Raw genomic sequence first — 22,263 nt, 5'->3', positions numbered from 1 at the left:
GCGGGCACCGGACGGACGGGGACACGAGGATCACCTCGAAGCGGGAGGGGGGAACGACGGCAGCGGTGCGCTCACGCATGGCCGGCTCCCCTCGCTTGTTCGTCTTCGTCCTGGTGACGCGCTCGCCCTCGCCGGGGCGGACGCGTGGTGTGTGGCGAGTGTAGGGAGGGACGGGCGGGCCCCGCACGGGGTTTTCCGCGCCCGTCCTCCGCTCTCTCAGGCCGCGTAGAAGTGCCGCCGCACGCGGCGCAGCCAGGCGTCGGCCGCCCTGTCGTCGGGGTGTTCGGGCAGGGCGCTGCGCGTCTCCGTGAACGCCTCCTCGTACCGGCGCAGCAGCGGCAGCGCCGCCTCGGGGTCGGCGGCCACCTGCTCGCCGAAGCGGTGGAAGCCGTCCGGGTCGTCGACGCGTATGGTCAACTCGCCTGTCGCGTACAGCTGGTAGCCCTGTTCGCACAGTCGCTTGAGGTGCCGGGCGTGCTTGGCGGTGCGTCTGCCGGTGGCGGAGCTGTCGGCGCCGGGTCCCGCCGCGCCGTTGCGGTTCTGCAGCTTGCGGAACTGCTGGGTGGCGTAACCGAGATAGGCGTCGCGGATCCGGCGTGCGCTGAGGAACGTCCCGCGGATGGCGATGAGTTCGTCGCCGAGCGGGGTGCGTGCCTCGTACAGGTCGTCGGGCAGCCAGACGAGTTCCATGACGGTCGGGTTGCCGCCGAGGGCGAGCCGGCACCACTTGGCGGCCTCGTGCAGGGTGCGGTCGGGCGCCGTGCTGACGTGGGACTCCTTCGGGCCGTGCAGGCCGAGCAGTTCCTCGGTGGGGGCCGCGAACATGCCGAGCCGGTCCACGTCGGATCCCGCGTGCGCGAGTCCGTAGGCGGTCGAGCCGACGACGCCGGACAACAGGACGTTCGGGACGGTCACGTCGTGGACGGTCCCGCTCTGGACGGTCATGGGAGCCCCCGGGTGGTGATCGGCCGCCCCGGCCCGGACGTGAACGGCGGGCCGGAGCGGCGGGCGACGGAACCGACATGATGCCCTGGCGACGGGCCCGTCCACCTGGCATTTACGCGCCGGGACGGCGGCTGCCCCGGCGAACGTCCACGCCAAAGCGCCCGGGCCCGCCCCGGGCGCTTTCCGTCACCCGGATGACCCAGTGCGCTGGTGACGCGGCCGGGCCGGTGGTGCGGTGGGAGGGCAGGGGGGCAGCCGCCGCGCCCGGCGCGCGCGGACGCGTCCGGCACCCGTTCCGTCTCCAGGAGGCACCTGTGACCACCTCTCGCCCGTCCCGTCCGTCACACCGGTCCCACCGGAGCGCGGCCCGAGCGGCCCGTCCCGCCCGTCTTCTGACCGGCGCCCTCGCCGCCGGGGCGCTGCTGGTCACGGCGGCCTGCTCCAGCGGCGGCGACGACACGACGGCCGAGTCGGACACCGCGGCCTCCGCCGTGGCGGAGCGGCCCGTCGCCGAGCAGCCGATCGCCCGGCAGACCAGCCCGACGGCCACCGGCACGCCGTCGGGCAAGCAGTCCGGGAGCCCGTCGCCCGCCGCGAGCCTCACCCAGTCCGGCGCGGAGACCGCGCTGATCACCGAGGCCGACCTGGAGGACGACTGGAACCAGGTGGACGACGCGCAGGACTGGCGCGACTCCCTCCTCATCGGCCAGGTGGACGTGAACGACTTCATCTCGGGCAAGGCGGACGCCTCCCAGTGCCAGCGCCTCATCGACACGCTCTACGACGAGGACCTGCTGGGCGACCCGTCCGGCGCGTCGGCGCTCAGAGGATTCCAGCAGGGGCAGTCCCGGCTGCTGTACCAGGTCGCCGCCTACGACCAGGCCGACCTGGAGAAGTCGATGGACTGGCTGGGTTCCCTGCCCGACGACTGCGACCAGTTCACCGTGACGGGCCGCGACGGCGGTGACCGTACCGTGCAGGTCGTCGAGGCCTCGGTGCCCAAGGTGGGCGACGACGTCAAGGCGCTGACGATGACCATGAAGGGGACGTCGGACGGCGACCCCGTCACACTCACTCTGGACGTCGCCGTGGTCCGGATCGGCGCCGACGCCATCACGGTCACCAACGGCGGACTCGCCGGCGTCGATCACGACAGCACGGTGGCCGCGGTCCAGCAGGGCACCCCGCGACTTCAGGACGTGCTGGCCGGCCGCAGCCCGCAGTCCACTCCGAGCGGGATCAACTGACCCCTCGCTTCGAGTCTCTGAGGCATTCCGGCGCGCGGAACCATGTGACATATTACTGGCGTGACCAACCATCCCAGGGGTGACGTCGTGGTCGTGGGCGCCGGCATGGTCGGCGCCGCCTGCGCGTTCTACGCGGCGCGCGCCGGCCTGGACGTCGTCGTGGTGGACCGGGGTCCGGTGGCCGGCGGTACGACGGGAGCGGGCGAGGGGAACCTCCTCGTCTCCGACAAGGAGCCCGGCCCGGAACTCGAACTGGCTTTTTTCTCCCTGAAGTTGTGGGGTGAGCTGGCCGAAGAGCTGGGCGCGGCGGTGGAGTACGAGCCGAAGGGCGGCCTGGTCGTCGCCTCCACGCCCGAGGCGCTGACGGCCCTCAAGGAACTGGCGGCCGGGCAGCGGGCTGCGGGGGTGCGGGCGACCGAGGTCGATGCCGGTGAACTCACGGACCTGGAACCTTGGTTGGCGGCGGGCCTGGCGGGCGGCGTGCTGTATCCGCAGGACGCGCAGGTCATGCCGACCCTGGCGGCGGCCCATCTGCTGCGGGCGTCGGGGGCCCGGCTGGAGACCGGCAGGACGGTGACGCGGGTGCTGCGCGGCCCTGACGGAGGCGTACGCGGCGTCGGGACGGACGGTGGCGATCTCCTCGCGCCGGTCGTGGTGAACGCGGCCGGCACCTGGGGCGGCGAGGTCGCCGCGCTCGCGGGCGTCGGACTGCCCGTGCTCCCCCGCCGCGGCTTCGTCCTGGTCACCGAGCCGCTGCCGCCCCGCGTCCGGCACAAGGTGTACGCCGCCGACTACGTGGCCGACGTCGCCAGCGACTCGGCCGCGCTCCAGACCTCGCCGGTCGTCGAGGGCACCGCGGCAGGGCCCGTGCTGATCGGCGCGAGCCGTGAACGGGTCGGGTTCGACCGGTCCTTCTCCCTCCCCGTGGTGCGGGCGCTGGCGGCGGGCGCGACCCGCCTCTTCCCGTTCCTCGCCGACGTCAGGGCGATGCGGACCTATCTCGGCTTCCGCCCCTACATGCCGGACCACCTGCCCGCCGTCGGACCGGACCCGCGCGTTCCCGGCCTCTTCCACGCCTGCGGTCATGAGGGCGCGGGGATCGGACTCGCCCCCGCCACCGGGCGGTTGATCGCCCAGGTGATGACCGGGAAGGCGCCCACCCTGGACCTGGCGCCGTTCCGCCCCGACCGCTTCGCAGAGGAGGCCGCCTCGTGAACCCGCTGGATCTGGTCCGGGCCCGGCCCGGCGCCCCGTTCACCGTGACCTTCGACGGCCGGGTCGTGGAGGCGCTGCCGGGACAGACGATCGCGGCGGCCCTGTGGTCGGCGGGCGTCACCTCGTGGCGCACGACCCGCCGTGAGGGGCGGCCCCGTGGTGTGTTCTGCGGGATCGGCGTGTGCTTCGACTGCCTGGTGACCGTGGACGGCCGCCCGGGTCAACGGGCGTGTGTGACACCGGCCTTGCCGGGCGCGGACATCCGCACGCAGGAGGGGACGGGTCACGATGGCTGAACGCGCCGTGGTGCTCGCGGTGATCGGGGCCGGACCGGCCGGGCTCGCCGCCGTGCTCGCGGCCGCCGCCCGGGGCGTCCAGGTGGTGCTGGTCGACTCCGCGGCCGAGGCGGGCGGGCAGTACTACCGGCAGCCCGCCCGCGCGCTCGGCGCCCGCCGCCCGCAGGCGCTGCACCACCAATGGGGCACCTGGGAGCGCCTGCGCGAAGGGCTCTCCGCCCACATCGCCGCCGGACGCGTCACGCATCTGAGTGACCATCATGTGTGGTGCGTGGAGCGGCAGTCGGCCGGCTTCGAGGTGCACGCGCTGGTCGGCGTACGGCAGGAGGAGTCGGTCGCCGTCCGCGCGGACGGGGTGCTGCTGGCGACGGGCGCCTACGAGAAGGTCCTGCCGTTCCCGGGGTGGACCCTGCCCGGCGTGGTCACCGCGGGCGGCGCCCAGGCCATGCTGAAGGGCGGGCTCGTGCTGCCCGGCCGTACGGCGGTCGTGGCCGGGACCGGCCCCCTGTTGCTGCCCGTCGCCACCGGCCTCGCGACGGCCGGCGCCCGGGTCGTGGGCCTGGTCGAGTCGGCCGACCCGAAGGACTTCGCCCGCCGGGCCCGCGCGCTGGGCGGCCAGGCCGCCAAGCTCGTCGAGGCGGCCGGATACGCGGTCCGGCTCGCGTCCCGGCGCGTGCCGGTGATGACGCGGCACGCCGTGCTGGAGGCGCACGGCCGAAATCGCCTGGAGGCCGTCACCGTCGCCCGACTCGACTCCTCGGGACGGGCCTTGCCCGGTTCCGGGCGGCGGCTGCCCTGCGACACCCTCGCCGTCGGCCACGGACTGCTCCCCCACACCGACCTCGCCGAAGGGCTCGGCTGCCGTCTCGACGGGCCGAACGTCCACGTTGACGACGAGCAGCGCACCGACGTCCCCGGTGTCTGGGCCGCCGGGGAGGCCACGGGCGTCGGCGGCGCGGCCCTGTCCCTCGCCGAGGGCCACCTCGCCGGACGGTCCGCCGCCGCCCGGCTCCAACGCGCCGCCCCCGACCTCCGGGGACGGGCCGCGCCCGCCCGGGCACGCGCTCGGCAGCGGTCCTTCGCGGCGGAGTTGGCGGGCGCGTACGCGGCGCCCGTGCGGTGGGAGGAGTCCGTGACCGACGCGACGGTCGTGTGCCGGTGCGAGGAGGTGACCGCCGGCGCGGTCCGCGAGGCCGTCGGCTCGCTCGGCGCGGGCGACCTGCGCACCGTGAAGCTGCTGACCAGGGCGGGCATGGGCTGGTGTCAGGGCAGGATGTGCGAGCCCGGGGTCGCGGGCGTCGCCGGCTGCGGACTCACGCCCGCGAGACGCCCGTTGGCCCGCCCGGTGCCCCTCGGAGTCCTCGCCGCGCCGCCGCCCCGCGCGGTCCCGCCGGACGGTACGGCGCCACCGCCCGGATGACCCTTCGCCGCCGCCCGATCGGCGCGCCCGTGCAGTCCCGACCGCAGCCCGATCGGCGAGCCCGTGCAGTCCCGACCGAGAAGAGAGGCCTCCGTATGACCGCCCCGACCGCCCGCCCCTGGCGCGGCGTCCTCGTCGCCACCGCGCTTCCCCTCGACGACGACCTCCGCGTCGACCACGACCGCTACGCCGAGCACTGCGCCTGGCTCGTCGCCAACGGGTGCGACGGCGTCGTGCCGAACGGCTCGCTCGGCGAGTACCAGGTGCTCACGCCCGAGGAGCGCGCGAAGGTGGTGGAGACCGCGGTCGCCGCCGTCGGCGGGGAGCGGGTGATGCCCGGCGTGGCCGCGTACGGCTCGGCGGAGGCGCGCCGCTGGGCCGAACAGGCGCGGAAGGCGGGCTGCGCGGCGGTGATGCTGCTGCCGCCCAACGCCTACCGCGCCGAAGAGCGGTCGGTGGTGGCGCACTACGCCGAGGTGGCGAAGGCGGGCCTGCCCGTGGTGGCGTACAACAACCCGATCGACACCAAGGTCGACCTCGTGCCCGAACTTCTCGCCCGGCTGCACGGGGAGGGACTGATCCACGGGGTGAAGGAGTTCTCGGGCGATGTGCGCCGCGCCTACCGCATCGCCGAACTCGCCCCGGAACTCGACTTGCTGATCGGCGCGGACGATGTGCTGCTGGAGCTGGCGGTGGCCGGGGCGAAGGGCTGGGTGGCCGGGTACCCCAACGCGCTCCCCCGCGCCTCGGTCGAGCTGTACCGGTCGGCCGTGGCCGGGGACCTCACCGCGGCGCTGCCCCTGTACCGGCAGCTGCACCCGCTGCTGCGCTGGGACTCACGGGTGGAGTTCGTGCAGGCCATCAAGATGTCGATGGACGTCGTGGGCCGGTACGGCGGCCCCTGCCGGCCGCCGCGGGTCCCGCTGCCGCCGGAGCAGGAGGCGGCCGTACGGGCGGCCACCGAGAAGGCCGTCGCCGCCGGGCTCGCTTGACCGCCGTTCCCAGAGGGGAGTTCCCATGCGCAGCAGACTCGTCCTGCACGCCGTCGACTCGCACACCGAGGGCATGCCCACCCGGGTGATCACCGGCGGGATCGGCACGATCCCCGGGGCCACGATGAACGAGCGGCGGTTGTACTTCCGTGAACACCGGGACGACATCAAGCAGTTGCTGATGAACGAGCCGCGCGGCCACTCGGCGATGAGCGGTGCGGTCCTCCAGCCGCCCACCCGGGCGGACTGCGACTGGGGCGTGGTCTACATCGAGGTCTCCGGCTATCTGCCGATGTGCGGTCACGGCACGATCGGGGTGGCGACCGTGCTCGTCGAGACGGGCATGGTGGAGGTCGTCGAGCCGGTGACCACCATCCGTCTGGACACCCCGGCGGGACCGGTCGTCGCCGAGGTGGCGGTCGAGGACGGGGCGGCCCGCGCGGTGACGCTGCGCAACGTGCCCTCCTTCGCCGTCGGCCTGGACAGGAAGGCGACGCTGGCCGACGGTCGTACGGTGACCTACGACCTCGCGTACGGCGGGAACTTCTACGCGATCCTTCCGCTGGAGGAGTTCGGGCTGCCCTTCGACCGGGCACGCAAGGACGACATCCTGCGGGCCGGGCTGGCGTTGATGGAGGCGATCAACTCCGAGGCGGAGCCGGTGCATCCGGAGGACCCGTCGATCCGGGGCTGCCACCATGTGCACCTCTACGCGCCCGGCGCCACCGCCCGTCACTCCCGGCACGCGATGGCCATCCACCCGGGCTGGTTCGACCGCTCGCCCTGCGGTACGGGGACCAGCGCGCGCATGGCGCAACTGCACGCGCGCGGTGAACTCCCCCTGCACACCGAGTTCGTGAACGAGTCGTTCATCGGCACGCGGTTCACCGGGCGGCTGCTCGGGACGACGGAGGTGGCCGGGCGTCCGGCGGTGCTGCCCAGCTTCACGGGCCGCGCCTGGATCACCGGCACGGCCCAGTACCTGCTGGATCCGACCGACCCGTTCCCCGCCGGGTTCGTGCTGTGACCGGCGGGGCCTCCGGCGCCGCAGATCCCGCCGCACCGCGGCTGCCCGTGCTCGGGGGGCGTCGCAGCAGCTACCGCGAGCGGGTCGCCGAGGCGCTGCGGGCGGCGCTGATCGCCGGCGAACTGCGTCCCGGTCAGGTGTACTCGGCGCCGGCGCTGGCCGCCCGGTTCGGCGTGTCGGCGACGCCCGTGCGGGAGGCGCTGCTCGACCTCGCCAAGGAGGGCCTGGTCGACGCGGTCCCCAACAAGGGGTTCCGGGTCACCGACGTCTCCGAGCGGCAGCTCGACGAGTACACGCACGTCCGGGCGCTCATCGAGATCCCCACGGTGGCCGCGCTGGCGACGAGCGCCGACCCGGTGGCGCTGGAGGCCCTGCGTCCGGCCGCCCGGGAGATCGTCGCAGCGGCCGCGGCGGGCGACCTCATCGCCTACGTCGAGGCCGACACCCGCTTCCATCTGGGCCTGCTCGCCCTCGCCGGCAACGCCCACCTGGTCGAGGTGGTCCGCGACCTGCGCGGCCGGGCCCGGCTGTACGGCCTGACCTCGCTCTCCGCGTCGGGCCGTCTGCCGGCCTCGGCGGAGGAACACCTGGAGCTGCTGGACGCGTTGATCGCCCGGGACGAACGGGCCGTGCGCGAGGTCATGACACGGCACCTGGGACATGTACGGGGCATGTGGGCGTCCGCAGAGTCCTGACCGCGCGAATCGCCCCGCTCCCCGGCCGCCACCCCCAACTCCTGTGATCTTTCTCGCGGGTTGCTGTAGACAGGGGATGGGCAGGCACTGCGCGTGTCCGGTGAAGGCGGTGTCGTTCCAGTGGGGGAAGTCGTGCGTGTGTGTCTCATCGGTGCGGGTCTGTCGGGGCTGGCGACGGCACACGCGCTCAAGTCCGCGGGCATCGAGTTCGTCTGCCTGGAGCAGGCGCCCGACGTCGGCGGCATCTGGCGGCGGCCGCAGGCCGGGGAGCGCGGCCCGGGCTATCTGTCGCTGCACCTCAACACCGCCAAGGACCTGACCGGTTACGCCGGTTTCCCGATGCCGGCCTCCTACCCCACCTACCCCCGCCACAGCGACGTCGCCGCGTACCTGCGCTCCTTCGCCGAGTGGGCCGGCGTCCTGGACCACGTCGAGACGGGGACGACCGTGGAGTCCGTACGGCAGGAGGAGGACGGGACGTGGACCGTCGACAGCCTCGACGCCGGCGGCGCGCGCGCCTCGCGGAGCTTCACCCACGTGGTCGTCGCGTCGGGGCACAACTCCGAGCCGTCCCTGCCCGCTCCGCCGCCCGGCTCCGCCACGTTCACCGGCCGGATCCTGCACGCCCTCGACTACCACGACGGCGCCGAGTTCGCGGGCCAAGACGTCGTCGTCGTGGGGCTCGGCGCGTCGGCGGTGGACATCGCCGCGGACCTCTCCCGGCACGCCGCGCGGACCCTGCTCTCCGTGCGCCGCGGGCTGCACGTCCTGCCCAAGCAGCTGTTCGGGATGCCTCTGGACGAGATCGCCCGCGCGCCCTGGTGGTCCGCCATGTCCCTGGCCGAGCAACGGCGTTTCGTCGAGCAGGCGCTGCTCGTCATCCGCGGCCGGCTCGCCGACTACGGGCTGCCCGAGCCCGACCACCCGCTCTTCGCCTCGGCCGTCACCATCTCGGACGAGCTCCTCAGCCGTATCCGCCACGGCGCGATCACGCCCAAGCCCGCGATCGAGCGTTTCGACGGCGACCGGGTGGTCTTCGCCGACGGCACCTCGGAGCGGGCCGACGCCGTCGTCCACTGCACCGGCTACCGCATGTCCTTCCCGTTCCTGCCGGCCGGCTGCCCCGTCGGCCCGCAGGGGTCGGTCGAGCTGTACAAGCGGGTCGTGGCCGCCGACCGGCCCGGGCTCTACTTCGTGGGCCTGGTAAGGCCGTTGGGCTCCATCACCCGGCTCGTGGAGGCCCAGTCGCGGTGGATCGCGCGCCTCGTCACGGGCGACGCCGTCCTCCCCGAACCGGAGGTCATGCACAAGGAGATCGCCACCCACCTCGCGGGCATCGCCGGCCAGTACGGCCAGACGGAGGGCGCGTCGATCCAGGTCAACGTGGAGCCCTACCTGCGGGAGCTGGGCGAGGTGTGAGGGGGTGAGGCGGTGAGGGGAGCGGTGCGGCGGTGTACGGCTCCCCTCCGGGCCCTGCGCTGCGTGCGTCAGCCGGTCGCCGTGGCGGCGGTGACGGGGCGGGGGGCGGCGGGCGGGCGGACGTCGTACGCCTCCGAGGAGATGTACGTGGTCACGCGCGGGGGGCGACCCTGCTGGTGGGCCAGCGCCAGGTAGGCGACGAGTCCCACCCCGTCCTTCAGGGGACGCGAGGTGACGGCGGCCAGGGCCCTGGGCAGCGGAGCGGGGTCCATGCCGTAGGCGCGCAGGAGCTCGGTGGCCCGGGAGAGGGACTCGCCGTCGTGCGCCGCGTAGTCCCGGACGGGGACGTGGAGGGTGAAGCCGGTGGGACGTCCGACGCTCGTTTTGGTGAAGGCATGACATGTCAGGACGGGACGGCCGGTGAGCCGTTCCTCTCCGTCGGGGCCGGTCTCGAAGACGTCTAAGAGGTCGCCGCCGAAGACGCTCTCCCCGAGTCCCGAAGCCGTGCGCAGGAACCGCTCGATCTCCGCCGGGCCGGGACCGGCGTCCATCCGGGACAGGCCGGCCGCCTCGGCGACGGAGAGGCGGTCGTGACGCAGGTAGACCTTGACCCGCGGGCTCTCCCAGTCGCCCAGGTCCAGGGCGAGGAACGGGTAGCCGTCGGCCGGGGGCAGTGAGGCGAACGCCTGCCCGTGACCGAGCCGGTCCAGGGCCTCGCGCACCGTCTCGGCGCAGTGCTCGGCCCCGTTGGCGGCCGGGTTCAGGTACACCTTCAGCATGGGAACGCCGCCGGGGCGCAGCTCCAGGGCGCACCACAGGGCGAGGGCTCCCTGCGGCGCGGGCGGCAGGAAGAGGTCCTCCAGCTCGTCGAGCCGGTCGGTGGAGAAGCCCCAGCGGTAGGCCATGTCGCGGATGACGTCGAGTCCGACGCGGCCGTTTCGCGCCAGGTCGGGGGCCGCGCAGCCGGGTTCGACGAGGACGCGCAGGGCGCAGGCGCCGTCCGGGAGGAAGGAGAGCGAGTACTCGACCGGCGTGTGGTCGTCGGAGAGGAAGGTCCGCGAGGGCGGCGGAAGGTGCAGCGGCCGCTCGGCGACCGGTCCCAGCGCCTCGGCGAGCACGGCGGCGTAGGTCTTCGCGTCGACGGGGCTCAGCCCGGCGACGCGGCACAGGCGGGCGAGTTGGGCGGAGGTGAGGGAGCCGAGCGTAGAAGTGTCCGTGCCACGGGACTCGTCGAGCGTGGGGGCGGTCACCGCGCCTCCCCGTGGGCGAGGGGGCGGGCATGAAGATACCCGCCGGTCGGGGCGGGTATCTTGCTGTCCTGCGTGTGGAGTTGAGCCCGGCGGGTGGGGGCGGCGACGCGCCCCCAGGTTATGTGGGGCGCGGGCTGGGGCCGTCCGGCGTCGGGTCTGACGGCTTCGGCGTCGAGGCACATGAGGTCCACGACACCTCCTTCTTCTCGTGAGCAACACGGGTTCCGCGTTGCTCACTACCCTCGCCGTTGAAACTTCATGCAGTTGTCGGGAAGGCTGTGGATGTCGTGTGAATCACTTCGTCAGCCAGTTGAGGAACTGGCTCCACATGCCTCCTCGTTCACCCCTGCGGCCGGTGCCCGCCCTGGGAGCCGAGGGCGCCTCCGTGCGGGTCTGCGCGGCCGGCCGGCGCACCGGCTGGACCGGGGTGAACCGCGCGGGCAGAGTGGTCAGACCGCGACTGAACGCCCCCGGACGCCACGTCAGACTGTCCTCGGGAACGGAGAGTTCGACGTCCGGCAGCTGGTTGAGCAGGTTCTCGATGGCGGCGACGGCGATGTGCCGGGCGGGGTCCTTGGAGGGGCAGGCGTGCGGGCCCGCGCTCCACGCCAGGTGCGCCCGGTTGCTGCCCGCCTGGCGGGCCGCCGTCAGCGCCGGGCCGGTGTTGGCGGCGGCGAAGCTCACCAGCACCAGGTCGCCCGCCGAGAGCTTCTGGCCGGCGAACTCCATGTCGGCCACCGGGTAGTGGGCCGCGTAGTTCGTCATCGGCGGGTTCTCCCACAGCGTGTCGTCCAGCGCCTCCTCGATCAGTCCGCCCTTGTAGGCGTACCGGTCGTCGGTGAGCAGCCGGTGCAGGGTGTTGCCGATGAGGTTGACCAGCGCCTCGGCGCCCGCCCCGAGCAGCAGGGCCAGCTGGTGGACCATCTCCTCGTCGGTGAGCGCGGACTGATGCTGCATCAGCCAGGAGGTGACGTCGTCGCCGGGCTTGGCCCGCTTGAGCGCGATCAGCTCGCCGACCGCCTCGAACAGCACGGCGATCGCCTTCTCGGCGTTGACCCCGTCGAACATGCCGGAGATGCCGAAGAACACGCGGTCGCCGATGTCGGCGGTGCAGCCGAACAGCTCGTTGAACACGAACAGCGGCAGCTGCCGGGCGTAGCCGCCGACCAGGTCGGCCGAACCGCGGGCGCTGAACTGGGAGATGAGGAAGTCGGAGATCCGCTCGGTGGACTGGCTCAGCCGGCGCGAGTCGATGCGCGCCATGCTGTCCGTGATCGCCTGACGCAGCCTCAGGTGTTCGGCGCCGTCGCTGAACATGCAGTTCGGCCGGTACGACAGGAGGGGCACCACGGGGCTGTCCGGGGCGATCTTGCCGTCGTTGAAGTCACGCCAGCGGCGGGAGTCCTTGCGGAACGAGGCCGAGTCCTGCAGGAGGTGCAGCGCGGTGGCGTAGTCGGTGACGAGGGTGGCCTCGACGCCGGGGGCGAGCTCGACGGGCGCGGTGGGCCCGAAGTGCCGCAGGTAGGCGTAGTACGCCTGCGGGTCGGCGGCGAACTCCGGCCCGTGCAGCGGCACTGCGCCGCCGCTGTTGTGCGCCGGGCACCCGGGCGGGGGCGCCGGAGCGGTGGGTCGGTCCATGTGTTGCTCCTAGTGGGCACGGTCCTGCAGATGGCGGACGAGAGTGATCAGCGCTTCGGCCGACGACTGCTCGTCCCGCGCGTCGCAGGTGACGACGGGGGTGTCGTCGAGCAGGTCCAGCGCCTCGCGCAGGGCGTTCTCGTCCCGCAGGGGGCTGCCGTCGAAGTGGTTGACGGCGATGGCGTAGTCGAGGCCGTACTGCTCGATGAGGTCGATCACGGCGAAGGAGTCCGCGAGCCGCTCGGGGTCGACCAGCACCAGCGCGCCGAGCGCGCCCCGGGCCATGTCCTCCCACATCTGCACGAAGCGCTGCTGGCCCGGCGTTCCGAACAGGTAGAGCACGACGCGGTCGCTGATGGTGAGACGGCCGAAGTCCATGGCGACCGTGGTGGTGGTCTTGCCCTGGACGCCCTTGAGGTCGTCCACGGACTCGGCGGCCCGTGTCATCGTCTCCTCGGTGGACAGCGGCTCGATCTCGGAGATCGCGCCGATGAACGTGGTCTTGCCCACCGCGAAGTGGCCGACGACGAGGATCTTCACGGCGGTCTGCGTCGCGCCGCCGCGGACGTACGCCTGCTCATCCAAACTTGGCCCTGAGACCATTCAGCACCTCCTCCAGGATCTCCCGGTCGGCGAGGGGCGCCCGCTGCACGGGCGGGCGGGTGACGAGGTAGCCGCCCTCGGTGAGGGCGGCGAGCAGGATCTTCACCACGCCGAGGGGCAGTTGGGTGTGCCCCGCGATCTCGGCGACCGAGAGGTAGCCGGCGGAGCACAGGTCGAGCAGCTTCTGCTCCTCCGGGGACAGCCGGGTGGGCCGCTGCCGGTGGTCTGCGGTCGCCGTGACCAGGGTGATGAGGGAGAGCTTCTCCTCGTCGGGCAGTCCGCGTCCTTTGGTGATGACGTACGGACGCACTAACTCCGGCGTCTGCGGCTCGAGTTCACCGAAACCCGTCATGAGCGGGCGCCGAGGTTCTCGCGCGGCGGTGTCGTCAGGGCCTTGCCGAGCTGGCCGACGAGCTGCTGCATCCGGAAGGTGATGTCCGCCATGTCGACGTCCGGGGAGGCCGAGACGCCGAGGTAGGCGCCCTCGCCGGCGGAGATGAGGAAGACCCAGCCCCCGTCGAACTCGACCAGGGTCTGCCGCCACCTCTGGGTGGTGTCCTCGCAGAAGAAGGCGAGGGAGCGGCTGAGCGACTGCACGCCGCTCATCGCGGCGGCGACCCGGTCCGCGTCGTCCTTGCCGAAGTCCTGCGTCCGGGCCATCAGCAGCCCGTCGGCGGAGATCAGGACGGCGTGCAGGGCCCCGGGAATCTCCAGGGCGCTGTCAAGCATCCATGACAGATCGTCGTTCACGAGAACTCATGCCCTTCGTTTCTCGTACCGCGTGTGCTGCTCGTCTGTTCCGCGTTGTCGGCAGGGGTAGCCCGTCGGCCCGACTGGGTGCCGCGCTGGAACGCGCCCATGATCGCCGCCGTCTCCGCGCCCGAGCGGGCGGAGGAGGGGGCGTTCGACGCGCTGCCGGGGACGATGGCCATCGGCCTCTTGCGACGCCGCTTGGGCAGTCCGTCGGCGGTGGTGCCGGTCGCGGTGGGTACGGGTTCCGGCCCGCCGCGGGTGGGGACGGGGGCGGGGGCCGCGGTGACGGCCGGGGCCGGCTCCTTCTGCTCGGGCGCGCTGGTGAGCAGGTCGTGCGGCAGGAGGAGGACCGCCCGTACGCCGCCGTAGGGCGATGAGGAGTCGACCGACACCTCGAAGCCGAAGCGTTCGGCGAGGACTCCGATCACCGCGAATCCGAACTGGGGCGGGTTTCCGAGCCCCGAGACGCCGGAGACGCGTTCGCTCGACAGGAGTTTCTCCGCGCGGGCCCGCTCCTCGTCGTTCATTCCGACACCCGCGTCGTCCACGACGATGCAGATTCCCTTGGGGACGGTGCGGATGTTGATTTCGACGACGGTGTCCGGGCTGGAATAGCTGGTGGCGTTGTCGAGCATTTCGGCGAGGGCCAGCGCCACCGGTTCGACGGCGCGGCTCGTGATGCCGAAATCGACCTGCGAGAGGATTTCCACCCGCCGGTAGTGGCGGATCCTGCCCTGTGCGCTGCGGACCACGTCGTACACCGAGGCCACTTCGCGCTGGCGGCCGAGCCAACCGTCGCAGAGCACCGCGATGGACTGGGCCCGGCGGCCGAACTGGGAGTTGGTGTGGTCGATCTCCAGGAGGTCCTGGAGGATGACCGACTCGCCGTATTTGTTCTGCAGCCGGGAAACGATCAACTGCTGTTCCGCGGCGAGGCCCTGAAGGGTCCGCATCGCGGACTTCAGGACGGTTTTCGTTGCCTCTTCGGCTCGGTCCTGGGCTGCCTCGACGGATTTCGCGTACCCGTTCTCCAGCTCGGTGTGCTGAGCCCTGAGATCTGCGAACTCCTGCCTTAACGCGCGCGTGGCCCTCCGCTGGCGAACAAGGAGGGCGACTGCGACGATCACGGCGACGAGGAGAGCCCAGAATACCGGGTTCTGTATGTAATCAGTCATAAGACTCTCTTCAGGCGACTGACGGCCAGTGCTGAATTCCCGTCAACGCGGGTGGACCGGCGGACCGCCCGCAGCGGGGTCAACGCCCGGACCGTCCCCGTAGTCGAGGATGTCGTCTTCCACCCATCCGCCCGCTCTACAAGCGCCGTGATCGTATCACCACAGGATGCGATCAACGACCGCCAACATACGGCCCCTTGACGCTCATTGACGGTCCGTCAGACAGCCCGCCGACAGCTCCGCGACAGGCCGCGCCGGCCCGAAGCGATAAACGGGGTTCCGCGGCATAACAGCGCTCTGCGGCGTAACGGTGTTCTGCGACGTAACAGCGCTCTGCGGCATAACAGTGTTCCGCGGCATTCGAGGGGATCGGCGGTGGGCGGCGTGCGCACACGACAAAACCCGCACCGGATGCACCCCGATGCGGGTTTGTGATGAGTGTCCGAGGGGGGACTTGAACCCCCACGCCCGATAAAGGGCACTAGCACCTCAAGCTAGCGCGTCTGCCATTCCGCCACCCGGACAAGGTGTCTGCCGCCCGTGCGGGGTGGTCCCCGCGGCGACGAGGACAACCATACCAAGCTTTGGGAGTGCGTTTCACCTGCGTATTCACCGGCCCGGGGCCCCGCCCCGCCGGGGCCCGATCAGGGGCAGCGGACGACCTGTCCCGCGTACGACAGGTTCCCGCCGAAGCCGAACAGCAGGACCGGGTCGCCGGTGGAGAGCACGCCCTGCTCGACCAGCTTGGAGAAGGCGAGCGGGATGCTCGCGGCGGAGGTGTTCCCCGAATCGGTCACATCGCGCGCGACCACCGCGTTGACGGCGCCGATCTTCTGCGCGAGGGGTTCGATGATCCGCAGGTTCGCCTGGTGGAGGATGACGGCGGCGAGGTCCTCGGGGGTGAGGCCCGCACGCTCGCACGCCTGCCGGGCGAGCGGCGGCAGCCGGGTCGTCGCCCAGCGGTAGACGCTCTGCCCCTCCTGCGCGAACCGGGCGGGCTGCCCCTCGATGCGCACCGCGTTCCCCATCTCGGGCACCGAGCCCCACAGCACCGGCGCGATGCCCGGCTCCTCGGACGCCTCGACGACGGCGGCACCCGCGCCGTCGCCGACGAGGACGCAGGTGGTGCGGTCGTTCCAGTCGGTCACCTCGGACATCTTGTCGGCCCCGATCACCAGGGCGCGGCGCGCGGCCCCGGCCCGGACGGTGTGGTCGGCGGTGGCCAGTGCGTGGGTGAAGCCGGCGCACACCACGTTGAGGTCGATCACCGCCGGGCCCGGGATGCCGAGGCGGGCGGCGACCCGGGCGGCCATGTTGGGCGAGCGGTCGACGGCCGTGGAGGTGGCCACCAGCACGAGGTCGATGTCGGCGGGGGTGAGCCCGGCCGTCGCGAGGGCCTTGGCGGCGGCGTGCGCGGCCAGCTCGTCCACGGGCTCGTCGGGGCCCGCGATGTGCCGCGTGCGGATGCCCACCCGGCTCGTGATCCACTCGTCACTGGTGTCGACCATGCCCGCCAGTTCCTCGTTGGTGAGCACCTTGGCGGGCTGGTAGTGGCCGATGGCGGTGATGCGCGAGCCGTTCATGAGCGGGTCCCCCTCGTTGCCTTGGGTAGCGGGATCCACCAGTCTGGTGAGTGACTCGCGGGTACGAGGACGCGACAAGCGACAGGAAACACGAGCCGGGCTTGTCGGCTTCCCGCTAACCTCCGGGCCGCGACCCGCGCTCGGCGTGCAGGACAATGAGATCGTCAGGGTCACGTACAGAACCGGGGCTGATCACGCCATGGGACGAGTCACCGAACGACGCAAGGTGCTCCGCATACGGGACGGGGCGCTCTCCACCCGGCCGGACACGCTCGTCGCGGAGGAGCCGCTGGAGATCCGGCTCGACGGCCGGCCGCTCGCCATCACCATGCGCACGCCCGGCGACGACTTCGCGCTGGCCGCCGGCTTCCTGGTCAGCGAGGGCGTCCTGGCCGAGGCGTCCGATCTGCTGAACATCGTGTACTGCGCCGGGGCGACCGCGGACGGGACGAACACGTACAACGTGGTGGACGTGAGGACGGCGCCGCATGTCGTCGTCCCCGACATCACCCTGGAGCGCAACGTCTACACCACCTCCTCCTGCGGCCTGTGCGGCAAGGCGAGCCTGGACGCGGTCCGTACGACGGCCCGCTGGCCCATCGCCGACACGCCGCCGCTGCGGGTGGAGCCGGAGCTGCTGTCGGCCCTGCCGGACCGGCTGCGCGCGGCCCAGCGGGTCTTCGACCGGACCGGCGGGCTGCACGCGGCGGCGCTGTTCTCGGAGGACGGGGAGCTGCTGGACGTGCGGGAGGACGTCGGGCGGCACAACGCGGTCGACAAGCTGGTGGGCCGGGCCCTGCGGGACGGCGCGCTGCCGCTGTCCCGCACCATCCTGCTGGTGTCCGGCCGGGCCTCGTTCGAGCTGGCCCAGAAGGCCGTGATGGCGGGCATCCCGGTGCTCGCGGCGGTCTCGGCGCCGTCCTCGCTGGCGGTGGACCTCGCGGCGGAGACCGGGCTGACGCTGGTGGGCTTCCTGCGGGGCTCCTCCATGAACGTGTACGCGGGTGAGGACCGCATCGCCCTGCGGAGCACGGCCGCCCGGGGCTAGGGCCCGCCGTTCGGATCACGCCGAAGACGCGGGGCAGGGCACCGTATCTGTATGAGCACCGCCGATTCCCTGCGGCCTGATCCGAACGGCAGGCCCCGGCACCCCCGGAGGGTCCTCGCGCCGTCGTCACCCCGTCCCGAACGTCACCTGCCCCGCCGAGGTCACCGTGCCCAGACGGGGGAAGTCGAGCCGTACCGACGCCTCGTGCTCCGGTTCGGTGAGGGCGGACATGGCGTCCTCGACGAAGACGAGGTCGTAGCCGAGGTCGCTCGCGGCGCGGGCCGTGGACTCCACGCCGAGGTTGGTGGCGATGCCGCCGAACACCAGCGTGGCGACACCGCGCCGGCGCAGCCGCTCGTCCAGGCCCGTGGCGTGGAAGCCGCCCAGGGTCTGCTTGACGACCTCGATGTCGCCGTCGCGCGGCAGCCCTTGGGCCAGCGAACTGCCGGGCGGCTGCTCGGCGACGCCGGGCCGTTCGACGCGGACGAGGACGACGGGAGCCCCGGCCGCACGGAACCTGCCCGCCAATTCCTCGGCGGTGGCGAGCACTTCGGCGCCCTTGCGGGGCGCCAGGGGCAGCGCGAGGATCCGGTCCATCAGGTCGACGAGGACGAGGGCGGTGCGCGCGGGGTCGAGCACGAGGGGTGCGGTCATGACGGAACGTTATCCGTCGTCAGCCGTCCGTACCGGAAATCCCGGTCAACGGCTGTGTGAACTGGTCGCGTTCGGGTTCCGGCCGCGGGTCGCGGGCCCGGCGCTTGGCGATCACCGCGCAGACCATGAGCTGCATCTGGTGGAAGAGCATCAGCGGCAGCACCGCCAGTGAGGCGTGCGCCCCGAACAGCACGCTCGCCATGGGCAGCCCCGAGGCGAGGGACTTCTTGGAGCCGGCGAACTGGATCGTGATCCGGTCCTCGCGGCCGAACCGCAGCGCCTTCGCGCCGTACCAGGTCAGCGCGAGCATCACGGCGAGGAGAACGGCCTCGACGACCACCAGAGCGCCCAGCCGGCCCACGCCGACCTGGGTCCAGATGCCCTGGACCATGCCCTCGCTGAACGCGGTGTAGACGACGAGCAGGATGGAGCCCCGGTCGACGTATCCGAGGACCTTCTTGTGCCGGGTGACGAAACCCCCGATCCAGCGCCGCAGCACCTGCCCCGCGGCGAACGGCACGAGCAGTTGCAGCACGATCTCGACGATCGAGTCCGCCGAGAAGCCGCCGCCGGTGCCTCCGAGCACCGCGGCGGCCAGCAGCGGGGTGACGACGATCCCGGCGAGCGAGGAGAAGGACCCGGCGCAGATCGCCGCGGGGACGTTGCCGCGGGCGATGGAGGTGAAGGCGATCGACGACTGGACGGTCGACGGGACGAGGGTCAGGAAGAGCAGACCCTGGTAGAGCGGGTCGGTCAGGACCACCGGGACCAGTCCGCGGGCGGCCAGGCCGAGCACCGGGAACACGACGAACGTGCAGGCCAGGACGGTGACGTGCAGTCGCCAGTGCTTCAGTCCTTCCAGCGCCTCACGGGTGGACAGCCGGGCGCCGTACAGGAAGAAGAGGAAGGCGATCGCGGCCGTGGAGGCGCCGGAGGCCACGTCGGCGGCCGTCCCGCGCGCCGGGAGGAGCGCGGCGAGGCCCACGGTCCCCAGCAGCAGGAGGATGTACGGATCGATCGGCAGACGGCTCGGCAGTCGGCTCGGCCGGCGCAGGCGTTTCACGGTGCTCCACATGCTCTACGTGCTCTTGCTCTTCTTGCTCTTCTTTCCCTGACCATCGTGCCCGCAGCTGCCGTGATCGGGAATCCGGCATACCCCTCTGACTGTCATCGCCGTTCGTGATGACCACTGCCGGCCGGGGGTACCGTGACCGGTATGTACGACCCGTCCCAGCTGCGCACCTTCCTCGCGGTGGCCCAGACGCTGAGCTTCACGCAGGCCGCTCGCCGGCTGGGGCTGCGCCAGTCCACCGTGAGCCAGCACGTGCGCCGGCTGGAGGAGGCGGCCGGGCGGACGCTGTTCTCCCGGGACACGCACTCCGTGCTCCTGACCGAGGACGGTGAGGCGATGCTCGGCTTCGCCCGCCGGATCCTGGAGGTGCACGAGCAGGCGACGGCGTTCTTCACCGGCACCCGGCTGCGCGGCCGGCTCCGCTTCGGCGCCTCCGAGGACTTCGTGCTGACGCGGCTGCCGGAGATCCTGGAGGGCTTCCGACACGACCACCCGGAGGTGGACCTGGAGCTCACCGTGGAGCTGTCCGGCACCCTCCACGAGCAGCTGGCCGCCGGGAAACTGGACCTGATGCTGGCCAAGCGGCGTCCCGAGGACGGCCGGGGCGAGCTGGTCCACCACGACGAGCTGGTGTGGATCGGCGCGGAGCGGCTGCGCCTGGACCCCGACCGCCCGGTCCCGCTCATCGTCTACCCGCCGCCCGGCATCACCCGGGCGCTCGCCCTGGAGGCGCTGGAGCGGCAGGGCCGGGCGTGGCGGATCGCGTGCACGAGCGGCAGCCTCAACGGGCTGATCGCGGCGGCCCTGGCCGGGCTGGGCGTGATGGCGCACTCACGGGGCCTGATCCCGCCCGGGCTGGTCCGCGTCCCCGAGCGGTCGGGGCTGCCGGAGCTGGGCCGGGTGGACTTCGTCCTGGTGCACGGCCGCCGCCGCCCCTCGGCGCAGGGCGCGGCGGACGCCCTGGCGGCGGCGATCCTCGCGGCCGGCGACCGGCTGCGCCGCCGCACCTGAGACGGGATCCTCAGGGCCGTACGGGGAGCCGTGCAGTGCCGTATGAGAAGCGCATGGGCCTACGCGGAGCCGTGCAGGGCCGCACGAGCCGCTCGAAGGGGTCGGACGGCGTGACCGGAACGGGAAGATTCGGTGGAGGTTACGGCACCGAAACTTACTCGGACGTCAGCTTCCTGTCCGACCCTTCCCCATGTGGGCCCTTTTTCCGGCACCGACCGGCGCAGACGAGAGCAACGCTCGCTTTTCCACCCCCTCCCGCACCCGTCGGGGGTGGGGTAGCTTTCACGGCGCTGTGGGGCATTGAGAAGCGGGGTGCGGGATTTGCGCGAGTTCTCCAACCCTCCCTTGGCGCTGGCGCCGCCGGTGGGCGGACTGGCCGACGTCGTCTTCCAGCACGCCCAGGACGACCCGCAGCACATCGCGCTCGGCCGCAAGGACGAACGGGGCGAGTGGCGGGACGTCACCTCCGCCGAGTTCCGCGACGAGGTGCTCGCGCTCGCCAAGGGCCTGCTCTCGCAGGGCGTCCGCTTCGGCGACCGCGTCGCGATCATGTCGCGCACCCGGTACGAGTGGACCCTCTTCGACTTCGCCCTGTGGGCCATCGGCGCCCAGGTGGTGCCGGTATATCCGACGTCCTCCGCCGAGCAGTGCTTCTGGATGCTGTACGACGCGGAGGTCACGGCCGCCGTCGTGGAGCACGAGGACCACGCGATGACGATCGCCACCGTCATCGACCGCCTCCCCGCGCTGCGCAGACTCTGGCAGCTCGACTCCGGCTGTGTGCAGGAGCTCTACGAGGCCGGCGCCGGGCTGGACGACGACGTGGTGCACCGGCACCGGGAGGCGGTCACGCCCGACTCGGTCGCCACGATCATCTACACCTCCGGCACCACCGGCCGCCCCAAGGGCTGCGTCATCTCGCACGGCAACTTCATGTTCGAGGCGGACACGGTCATCGAGCGCTGGGAGCCGGTGTTCCACTCCCGCCGGGGCGACGAGGCGGCCACCCTGCTGTTCCTGCCGCTCGCGCACGTCTTCGGGCGGATGGTGGAGATCGCCGCGATCCGCGGCCGGGTCCGCTTCGGCCACCAGCCGCAACTGCACGCCGCCGCCCTGCTGCCCGACCTCGCCGCCTTCCAGCCGACCTTCTTCCTGGCCGTGCCGTACATCTTCGAGAAGGTCTTCAACGCGGCCCGCCGCAAGGCGGAGCGGGAGGGGAAGGCCGGGCCGTTCGAGAAGGCGGTCGGGGTGGCCGTGCAGTACGCGGAGGCCGTGGAGGCGAAGGCGTGGGGCACCGGGCCGGGACCGTCGGCGGGTCTGCGGATGCAGCACCAGCTGTTCGACAAGCTCGTCTACTCCAAGGTGCGCGCCGCGATGGGCGGCCGGGTACGGCACGCCATGTCCGGCGGCTCGGCGATGGACCGCAGACTGGGGCTGTTCTTCGCCGGCGCGGGCGTGCAGATCTACGAGGGCTACGGCCTGACCGAGTCGACGGCGGCCGCGACCGCCAACCCGCCCGGGCGCACCCGGTACGGCACCGTCGGCCAGGCCATCCCCGGCATGACCGTGCATCTCGCGGACGACGGGGAGATCTGGCTGCGCGGGGGGAACGTCTTCCAGGGATACCTGAACAATCCCAAGGCCACCGACGAGACGCTGCACGACGGCTGGCTGGCCACCGGCGACCTGGGCTCCCTCGACGAGGACGGCTACCTCACCATCACCGGCCGCAAGAAGGAGATCCTCGTCACTTCCGGCGGCAAGAGCGTTTCCCCCGGGCTGCTGGAGGAACGTGTCCGGGACCATCCGCTGGTGAACCAGTGCATCGTCGTCGGCAACGACCGGCCGTTCGTCGCCGCTCTGGTCACCCTCGATCAGGAGGCCGTCGAACACTGGCTGCAGATGCGGGCCAAGCCGCAGCTGGCTCCGGCCGATCTGGTGCGCGACGCGGACCTGGAGGCCGAGGTGCGCCGGGCCGTCGTCGCCGCCAACACGCTGGTGTCGCAGGCGGAGTCCATCCGCACCTTCCGCATCCTCGCCCAGCCGTTCACCGAGGAGCACGGCCTGCTGACGCCGTCGCTGAAGCTGAAGCGCAAAGCCATCGAAAACATGTACGCCGACGAGGTCGACGCGCTGTACCGCACCTGAGGCTCCCCGGAGACCCGCCGAAGCGGATTCCGGAGTCAGGAATGCATCACGCCTCGTGATCGTTGACGATGG

21 protein-coding genes and 1 tRNA gene are annotated in these 22,263 nt (G+C 72.2%); 11 read left to right on the top strand and 11 right to left on the bottom strand.

What is annotated here, in order from left to right; all coding sequences use genetic code 11:
* Positions 1 to 216: 216 nt before the first annotated feature.
* Positions 217 to 945, bottom strand: coding sequence for a DNA polymerase beta superfamily protein (locus ACFYXA_RS03040; RefSeq protein ID WP_389027702.1), 729 nt, complete (start codon positions 943 to 945; stop codon positions 217 to 219).
* 314 nt (positions 946 to 1,259) lie between these two features.
* Between ACFYXA_RS03040 and ACFYXA_RS03035 the strand changes: the two genes are divergently transcribed.
* The 8 genes from ACFYXA_RS03035 to ACFYXA_RS03000 all read left to right on the top strand — a co-directional run bounded on the left by ACFYXA_RS03035 (position 1,260) and on the right by ACFYXA_RS03000 (position 9,256).
* Positions 1,260 to 2,192, top strand: coding sequence for a hypothetical protein (locus ACFYXA_RS03035; protein ID WP_352250140.1), 933 nt, complete (start codon positions 1,260 to 1,262; stop codon positions 2,190 to 2,192).
* A gap of 60 nt (positions 2,193 to 2,252) precedes the next feature.
* The gene (locus ACFYXA_RS03030) at positions 2,253 to 3,407 is read left to right on the top strand and encodes an NAD(P)/FAD-dependent oxidoreductase (protein ID WP_389027699.1); all 1,155 of its coding nucleotides are present in this window, start codon (positions 2,253 to 2,255) and stop codon (positions 3,405 to 3,407) included.
* Positions 3,404 to 3,703: a (2Fe-2S)-binding protein gene (locus ACFYXA_RS03025; protein ID WP_352250144.1), complete on the top strand. Its 300-nt coding sequence runs from the start codon at positions 3,404 to 3,406 to the stop codon at positions 3,701 to 3,703. Before ACFYXA_RS03030 ends, ACFYXA_RS03025 begins: the two co-directional genes overlap by 4 nt.
* Positions 3,696 to 5,123 carry an FAD-dependent oxidoreductase gene (locus tag ACFYXA_RS03020; RefSeq protein ID WP_389027696.1) on the top strand — a complete coding sequence of 476 codons (1,428 nt, stop codon included), beginning with the start codon at positions 3,696 to 3,698 and terminating at the stop codon, positions 5,121 to 5,123. Before ACFYXA_RS03025 ends, ACFYXA_RS03020 begins: the two co-directional genes overlap by 8 nt.
* Positions 5,124 to 5,218: 95 nt before the next feature.
* Positions 5,219 to 6,115 carry a dihydrodipicolinate synthase family protein gene (locus ACFYXA_RS03015; protein ID WP_389027694.1) on the top strand — a complete coding sequence of 299 codons (897 nt, stop codon included), beginning with the start codon at positions 5,219 to 5,221 and terminating at the stop codon, positions 6,113 to 6,115.
* A gap of 25 nt (positions 6,116 to 6,140) precedes the next feature.
* A complete protein-coding gene (locus tag ACFYXA_RS03010) occupies positions 6,141 to 7,142 on the top strand; it encodes a proline racemase family protein (RefSeq protein ID WP_351092967.1) in 1,002 nt (333 codons plus the stop codon).
* Positions 7,139 to 7,837, top strand: a complete 699-nt coding sequence (locus ACFYXA_RS03005) for a GntR family transcriptional regulator (RefSeq protein WP_389027691.1) — start codon at positions 7,139 to 7,141, stop codon at positions 7,835 to 7,837. Before ACFYXA_RS03010 ends, ACFYXA_RS03005 begins: the two co-directional genes overlap by 4 nt.
* Positions 7,838 to 7,969: 132 nt before the next feature.
* Complete coding sequence (locus tag ACFYXA_RS03000; protein ID WP_389027689.1) at positions 7,970 to 9,256, top strand: flavin-containing monooxygenase; 1,287 nt, start codon at positions 7,970 to 7,972, stop codon at positions 9,254 to 9,256.
* Between the two features lie 68 nt (positions 9,257 to 9,324).
* On the opposite strand, the gene ACFYXA_RS02995 is transcribed toward ACFYXA_RS03000, so the two are convergent.
* The 8 genes from ACFYXA_RS02995 to ACFYXA_RS02960 form a co-directional block, all read right to left on the bottom strand.
* Positions 9,325 to 10,506, bottom strand: a complete 1,182-nt coding sequence (locus ACFYXA_RS02995) for a tryptophan dimethylallyltransferase family protein (protein WP_389027687.1) — start codon at positions 10,504 to 10,506, stop codon at positions 9,325 to 9,327.
* 294 nt (positions 10,507 to 10,800) lie between these two features.
* A complete protein-coding gene (locus ACFYXA_RS02990; protein WP_351092960.1) occupies positions 10,801 to 12,144 on the bottom strand; it encodes a cytochrome P450 in 1,344 nt (447 codons plus the stop codon).
* 9 nt (positions 12,145 to 12,153) lie between these two features.
* Positions 12,154 to 12,747: an ATP/GTP-binding protein gene (locus ACFYXA_RS02985; protein WP_130437729.1), complete on the bottom strand. Its 594-nt coding sequence runs from the start codon at positions 12,745 to 12,747 to the stop codon at positions 12,154 to 12,156.
* The gene (locus ACFYXA_RS02980) at positions 12,722 to 13,099 is read right to left on the bottom strand and encodes a DUF742 domain-containing protein (protein WP_130437730.1); all 378 of its coding nucleotides are present in this window, start codon (positions 13,097 to 13,099) and stop codon (positions 12,722 to 12,724) included. The genes ACFYXA_RS02985 and ACFYXA_RS02980 overlap by 26 nt, the downstream gene beginning before the upstream one ends.
* On the bottom strand, positions 13,096 to 13,497 hold the full coding sequence (locus tag ACFYXA_RS02975) for a roadblock/LC7 domain-containing protein (protein WP_130437731.1): 402 nt from the start codon (positions 13,495 to 13,497) through the stop codon (positions 13,096 to 13,098). Before ACFYXA_RS02975 ends, ACFYXA_RS02980 begins: the two co-directional genes overlap by 4 nt.
* Positions 13,494 to 14,675 (bottom strand): ATP-binding protein, encoded by a 1,182-nt coding sequence (locus tag ACFYXA_RS02970; RefSeq protein WP_352250159.1) that lies wholly within the window; start codon positions 14,673 to 14,675, stop codon positions 13,494 to 13,496. The genes ACFYXA_RS02975 and ACFYXA_RS02970 overlap by 4 nt, the downstream gene beginning before the upstream one ends.
* A gap of 439 nt (positions 14,676 to 15,114) precedes the next feature.
* Positions 15,115 to 15,199: transfer RNA gene (locus ACFYXA_RS02965), tRNA-Leu, on the bottom strand.
* 120 nt (positions 15,200 to 15,319) lie between these two features.
* On the bottom strand, positions 15,320 to 16,258 hold the full coding sequence (locus ACFYXA_RS02960; RefSeq protein ID WP_389027682.1) for a beta-ketoacyl-ACP synthase III: 939 nt from the start codon (positions 16,256 to 16,258) through the stop codon (positions 15,320 to 15,322).
* 199 nt (positions 16,259 to 16,457) lie between these two features.
* Between ACFYXA_RS02960 and fdhD the strand changes: the two genes are divergently transcribed.
* Entirely contained in the window at positions 16,458 to 17,306 is an 849-nt protein-coding gene (fdhD, locus tag ACFYXA_RS02955; protein ID WP_351092951.1) for a formate dehydrogenase accessory sulfurtransferase FdhD, read from the top strand.
* Between the two features lie 126 nt (positions 17,307 to 17,432).
* Here fdhD and ACFYXA_RS02950 read toward each other — a convergent pair whose 3' ends face one another.
* Together ACFYXA_RS02950 and ACFYXA_RS02945 are read right to left on the bottom strand one after the other, a co-directional pair.
* Positions 17,433 to 17,960, bottom strand: a complete 528-nt coding sequence (locus ACFYXA_RS02950) for an isochorismatase family protein (protein WP_351092949.1) — start codon at positions 17,958 to 17,960, stop codon at positions 17,433 to 17,435.
* 19 nt (positions 17,961 to 17,979) lie between these two features.
* Positions 17,980 to 19,035, bottom strand: a complete 1,056-nt coding sequence (locus tag ACFYXA_RS02945) for a bile acid:sodium symporter family protein (RefSeq protein WP_352250164.1) — start codon at positions 19,033 to 19,035, stop codon at positions 17,980 to 17,982.
* Positions 19,036 to 19,176: 141 nt separating this feature from the next.
* Between ACFYXA_RS02945 and ACFYXA_RS02940 the strand changes: the two genes are divergently transcribed.
* Both ACFYXA_RS02940 and ACFYXA_RS02935 read left to right on the top strand, forming a co-directional pair.
* Entirely contained in the window at positions 19,177 to 20,043 is an 867-nt protein-coding gene (locus ACFYXA_RS02940) for a LysR substrate-binding domain-containing protein (protein WP_352250166.1), read from the top strand.
* Positions 20,044 to 20,364: 321 nt separating this feature from the next.
* Complete coding sequence (locus tag ACFYXA_RS02935) at positions 20,365 to 22,191, top strand: AMP-dependent synthetase/ligase (protein WP_389027678.1); 1,827 nt, start codon at positions 20,365 to 20,367, stop codon at positions 22,189 to 22,191.
* Positions 22,192 to 22,263 lie beyond the last annotated feature (72 nt).

The organism is Streptomyces sp. NPDC002566, assembly GCF_042889585.1.
Taxonomy (GTDB): domain Bacteria; phylum Actinomycetota; class Actinomycetes; order Streptomycetales; family Streptomycetaceae; genus Streptomyces.
The sequence above is the reverse complement of the archived record's forward strand: the minus strand, read 5'-3'. Positions and strand labels throughout refer to the sequence as shown.

Excerpts from the sequence above, each read along its gene's own strand:
- ACFYXA_RS02945 (WP_352250164.1), bottom strand. The coding sequence starts at position 19,035 with ATGTGGAGCACCGTGAAACGCCTGCGCCGGCCGAGCCGACTGCCGAGC.
- ACFYXA_RS02940 (WP_352250166.1), top strand. The coding sequence starts at position 19,177 with ATGTACGACCCGTCCCAGCTGCGCACCTTCCTCGCGGTGGCCCAGACG.
- ACFYXA_RS02950 (WP_351092949.1), bottom strand. The coding sequence starts at position 17,960 with ATGACCGCACCCCTCGTGCTCGACCCCGCGCGCACCGCCCTCGTCCTC.
- ACFYXA_RS03020 (WP_389027696.1), top strand. The coding sequence starts at position 3,696 with ATGGCTGAACGCGCCGTGGTGCTCGCGGTGATCGGGGCCGGACCGGCC.
- ACFYXA_RS03010 (WP_351092967.1), top strand. The coding sequence starts at position 6,141 with ATGCGCAGCAGACTCGTCCTGCACGCCGTCGACTCGCACACCGAGGGC.
- fdhD (WP_351092951.1), top strand. The coding sequence starts at position 16,458 with ATGGGACGAGTCACCGAACGACGCAAGGTGCTCCGCATACGGGACGGG.
- ACFYXA_RS03015 (WP_389027694.1), top strand. The coding sequence starts at position 5,219 with ATGACCGCCCCGACCGCCCGCCCCTGGCGCGGCGTCCTCGTCGCCACC.
- ACFYXA_RS02970 (WP_352250159.1), bottom strand. The coding sequence starts at position 14,675 with ATGACTGATTACATACAGAACCCGGTATTCTGGGCTCTCCTCGTCGCC.
- ACFYXA_RS02980 (WP_130437730.1), bottom strand. The coding sequence starts at position 13,099 with ATGACGGGTTTCGGTGAACTCGAGCCGCAGACGCCGGAGTTAGTGCGT.
- ACFYXA_RS02990 (WP_351092960.1), bottom strand. The coding sequence starts at position 12,144 with ATGGACCGACCCACCGCTCCGGCGCCCCCGCCCGGGTGCCCGGCGCAC.
- ACFYXA_RS03040 (WP_389027702.1), bottom strand. The coding sequence starts at position 945 with ATGACCGTCCAGAGCGGGACCGTCCACGACGTGACCGTCCCGAACGTC.
- ACFYXA_RS02985 (WP_130437729.1), bottom strand. The coding sequence starts at position 12,747 with ATGGTCTCAGGGCCAAGTTTGGATGAGCAGGCGTACGTCCGCGGCGGC.
- ACFYXA_RS02960 (WP_389027682.1), bottom strand. The coding sequence starts at position 16,258 with ATGAACGGCTCGCGCATCACCGCCATCGGCCACTACCAGCCCGCCAAG.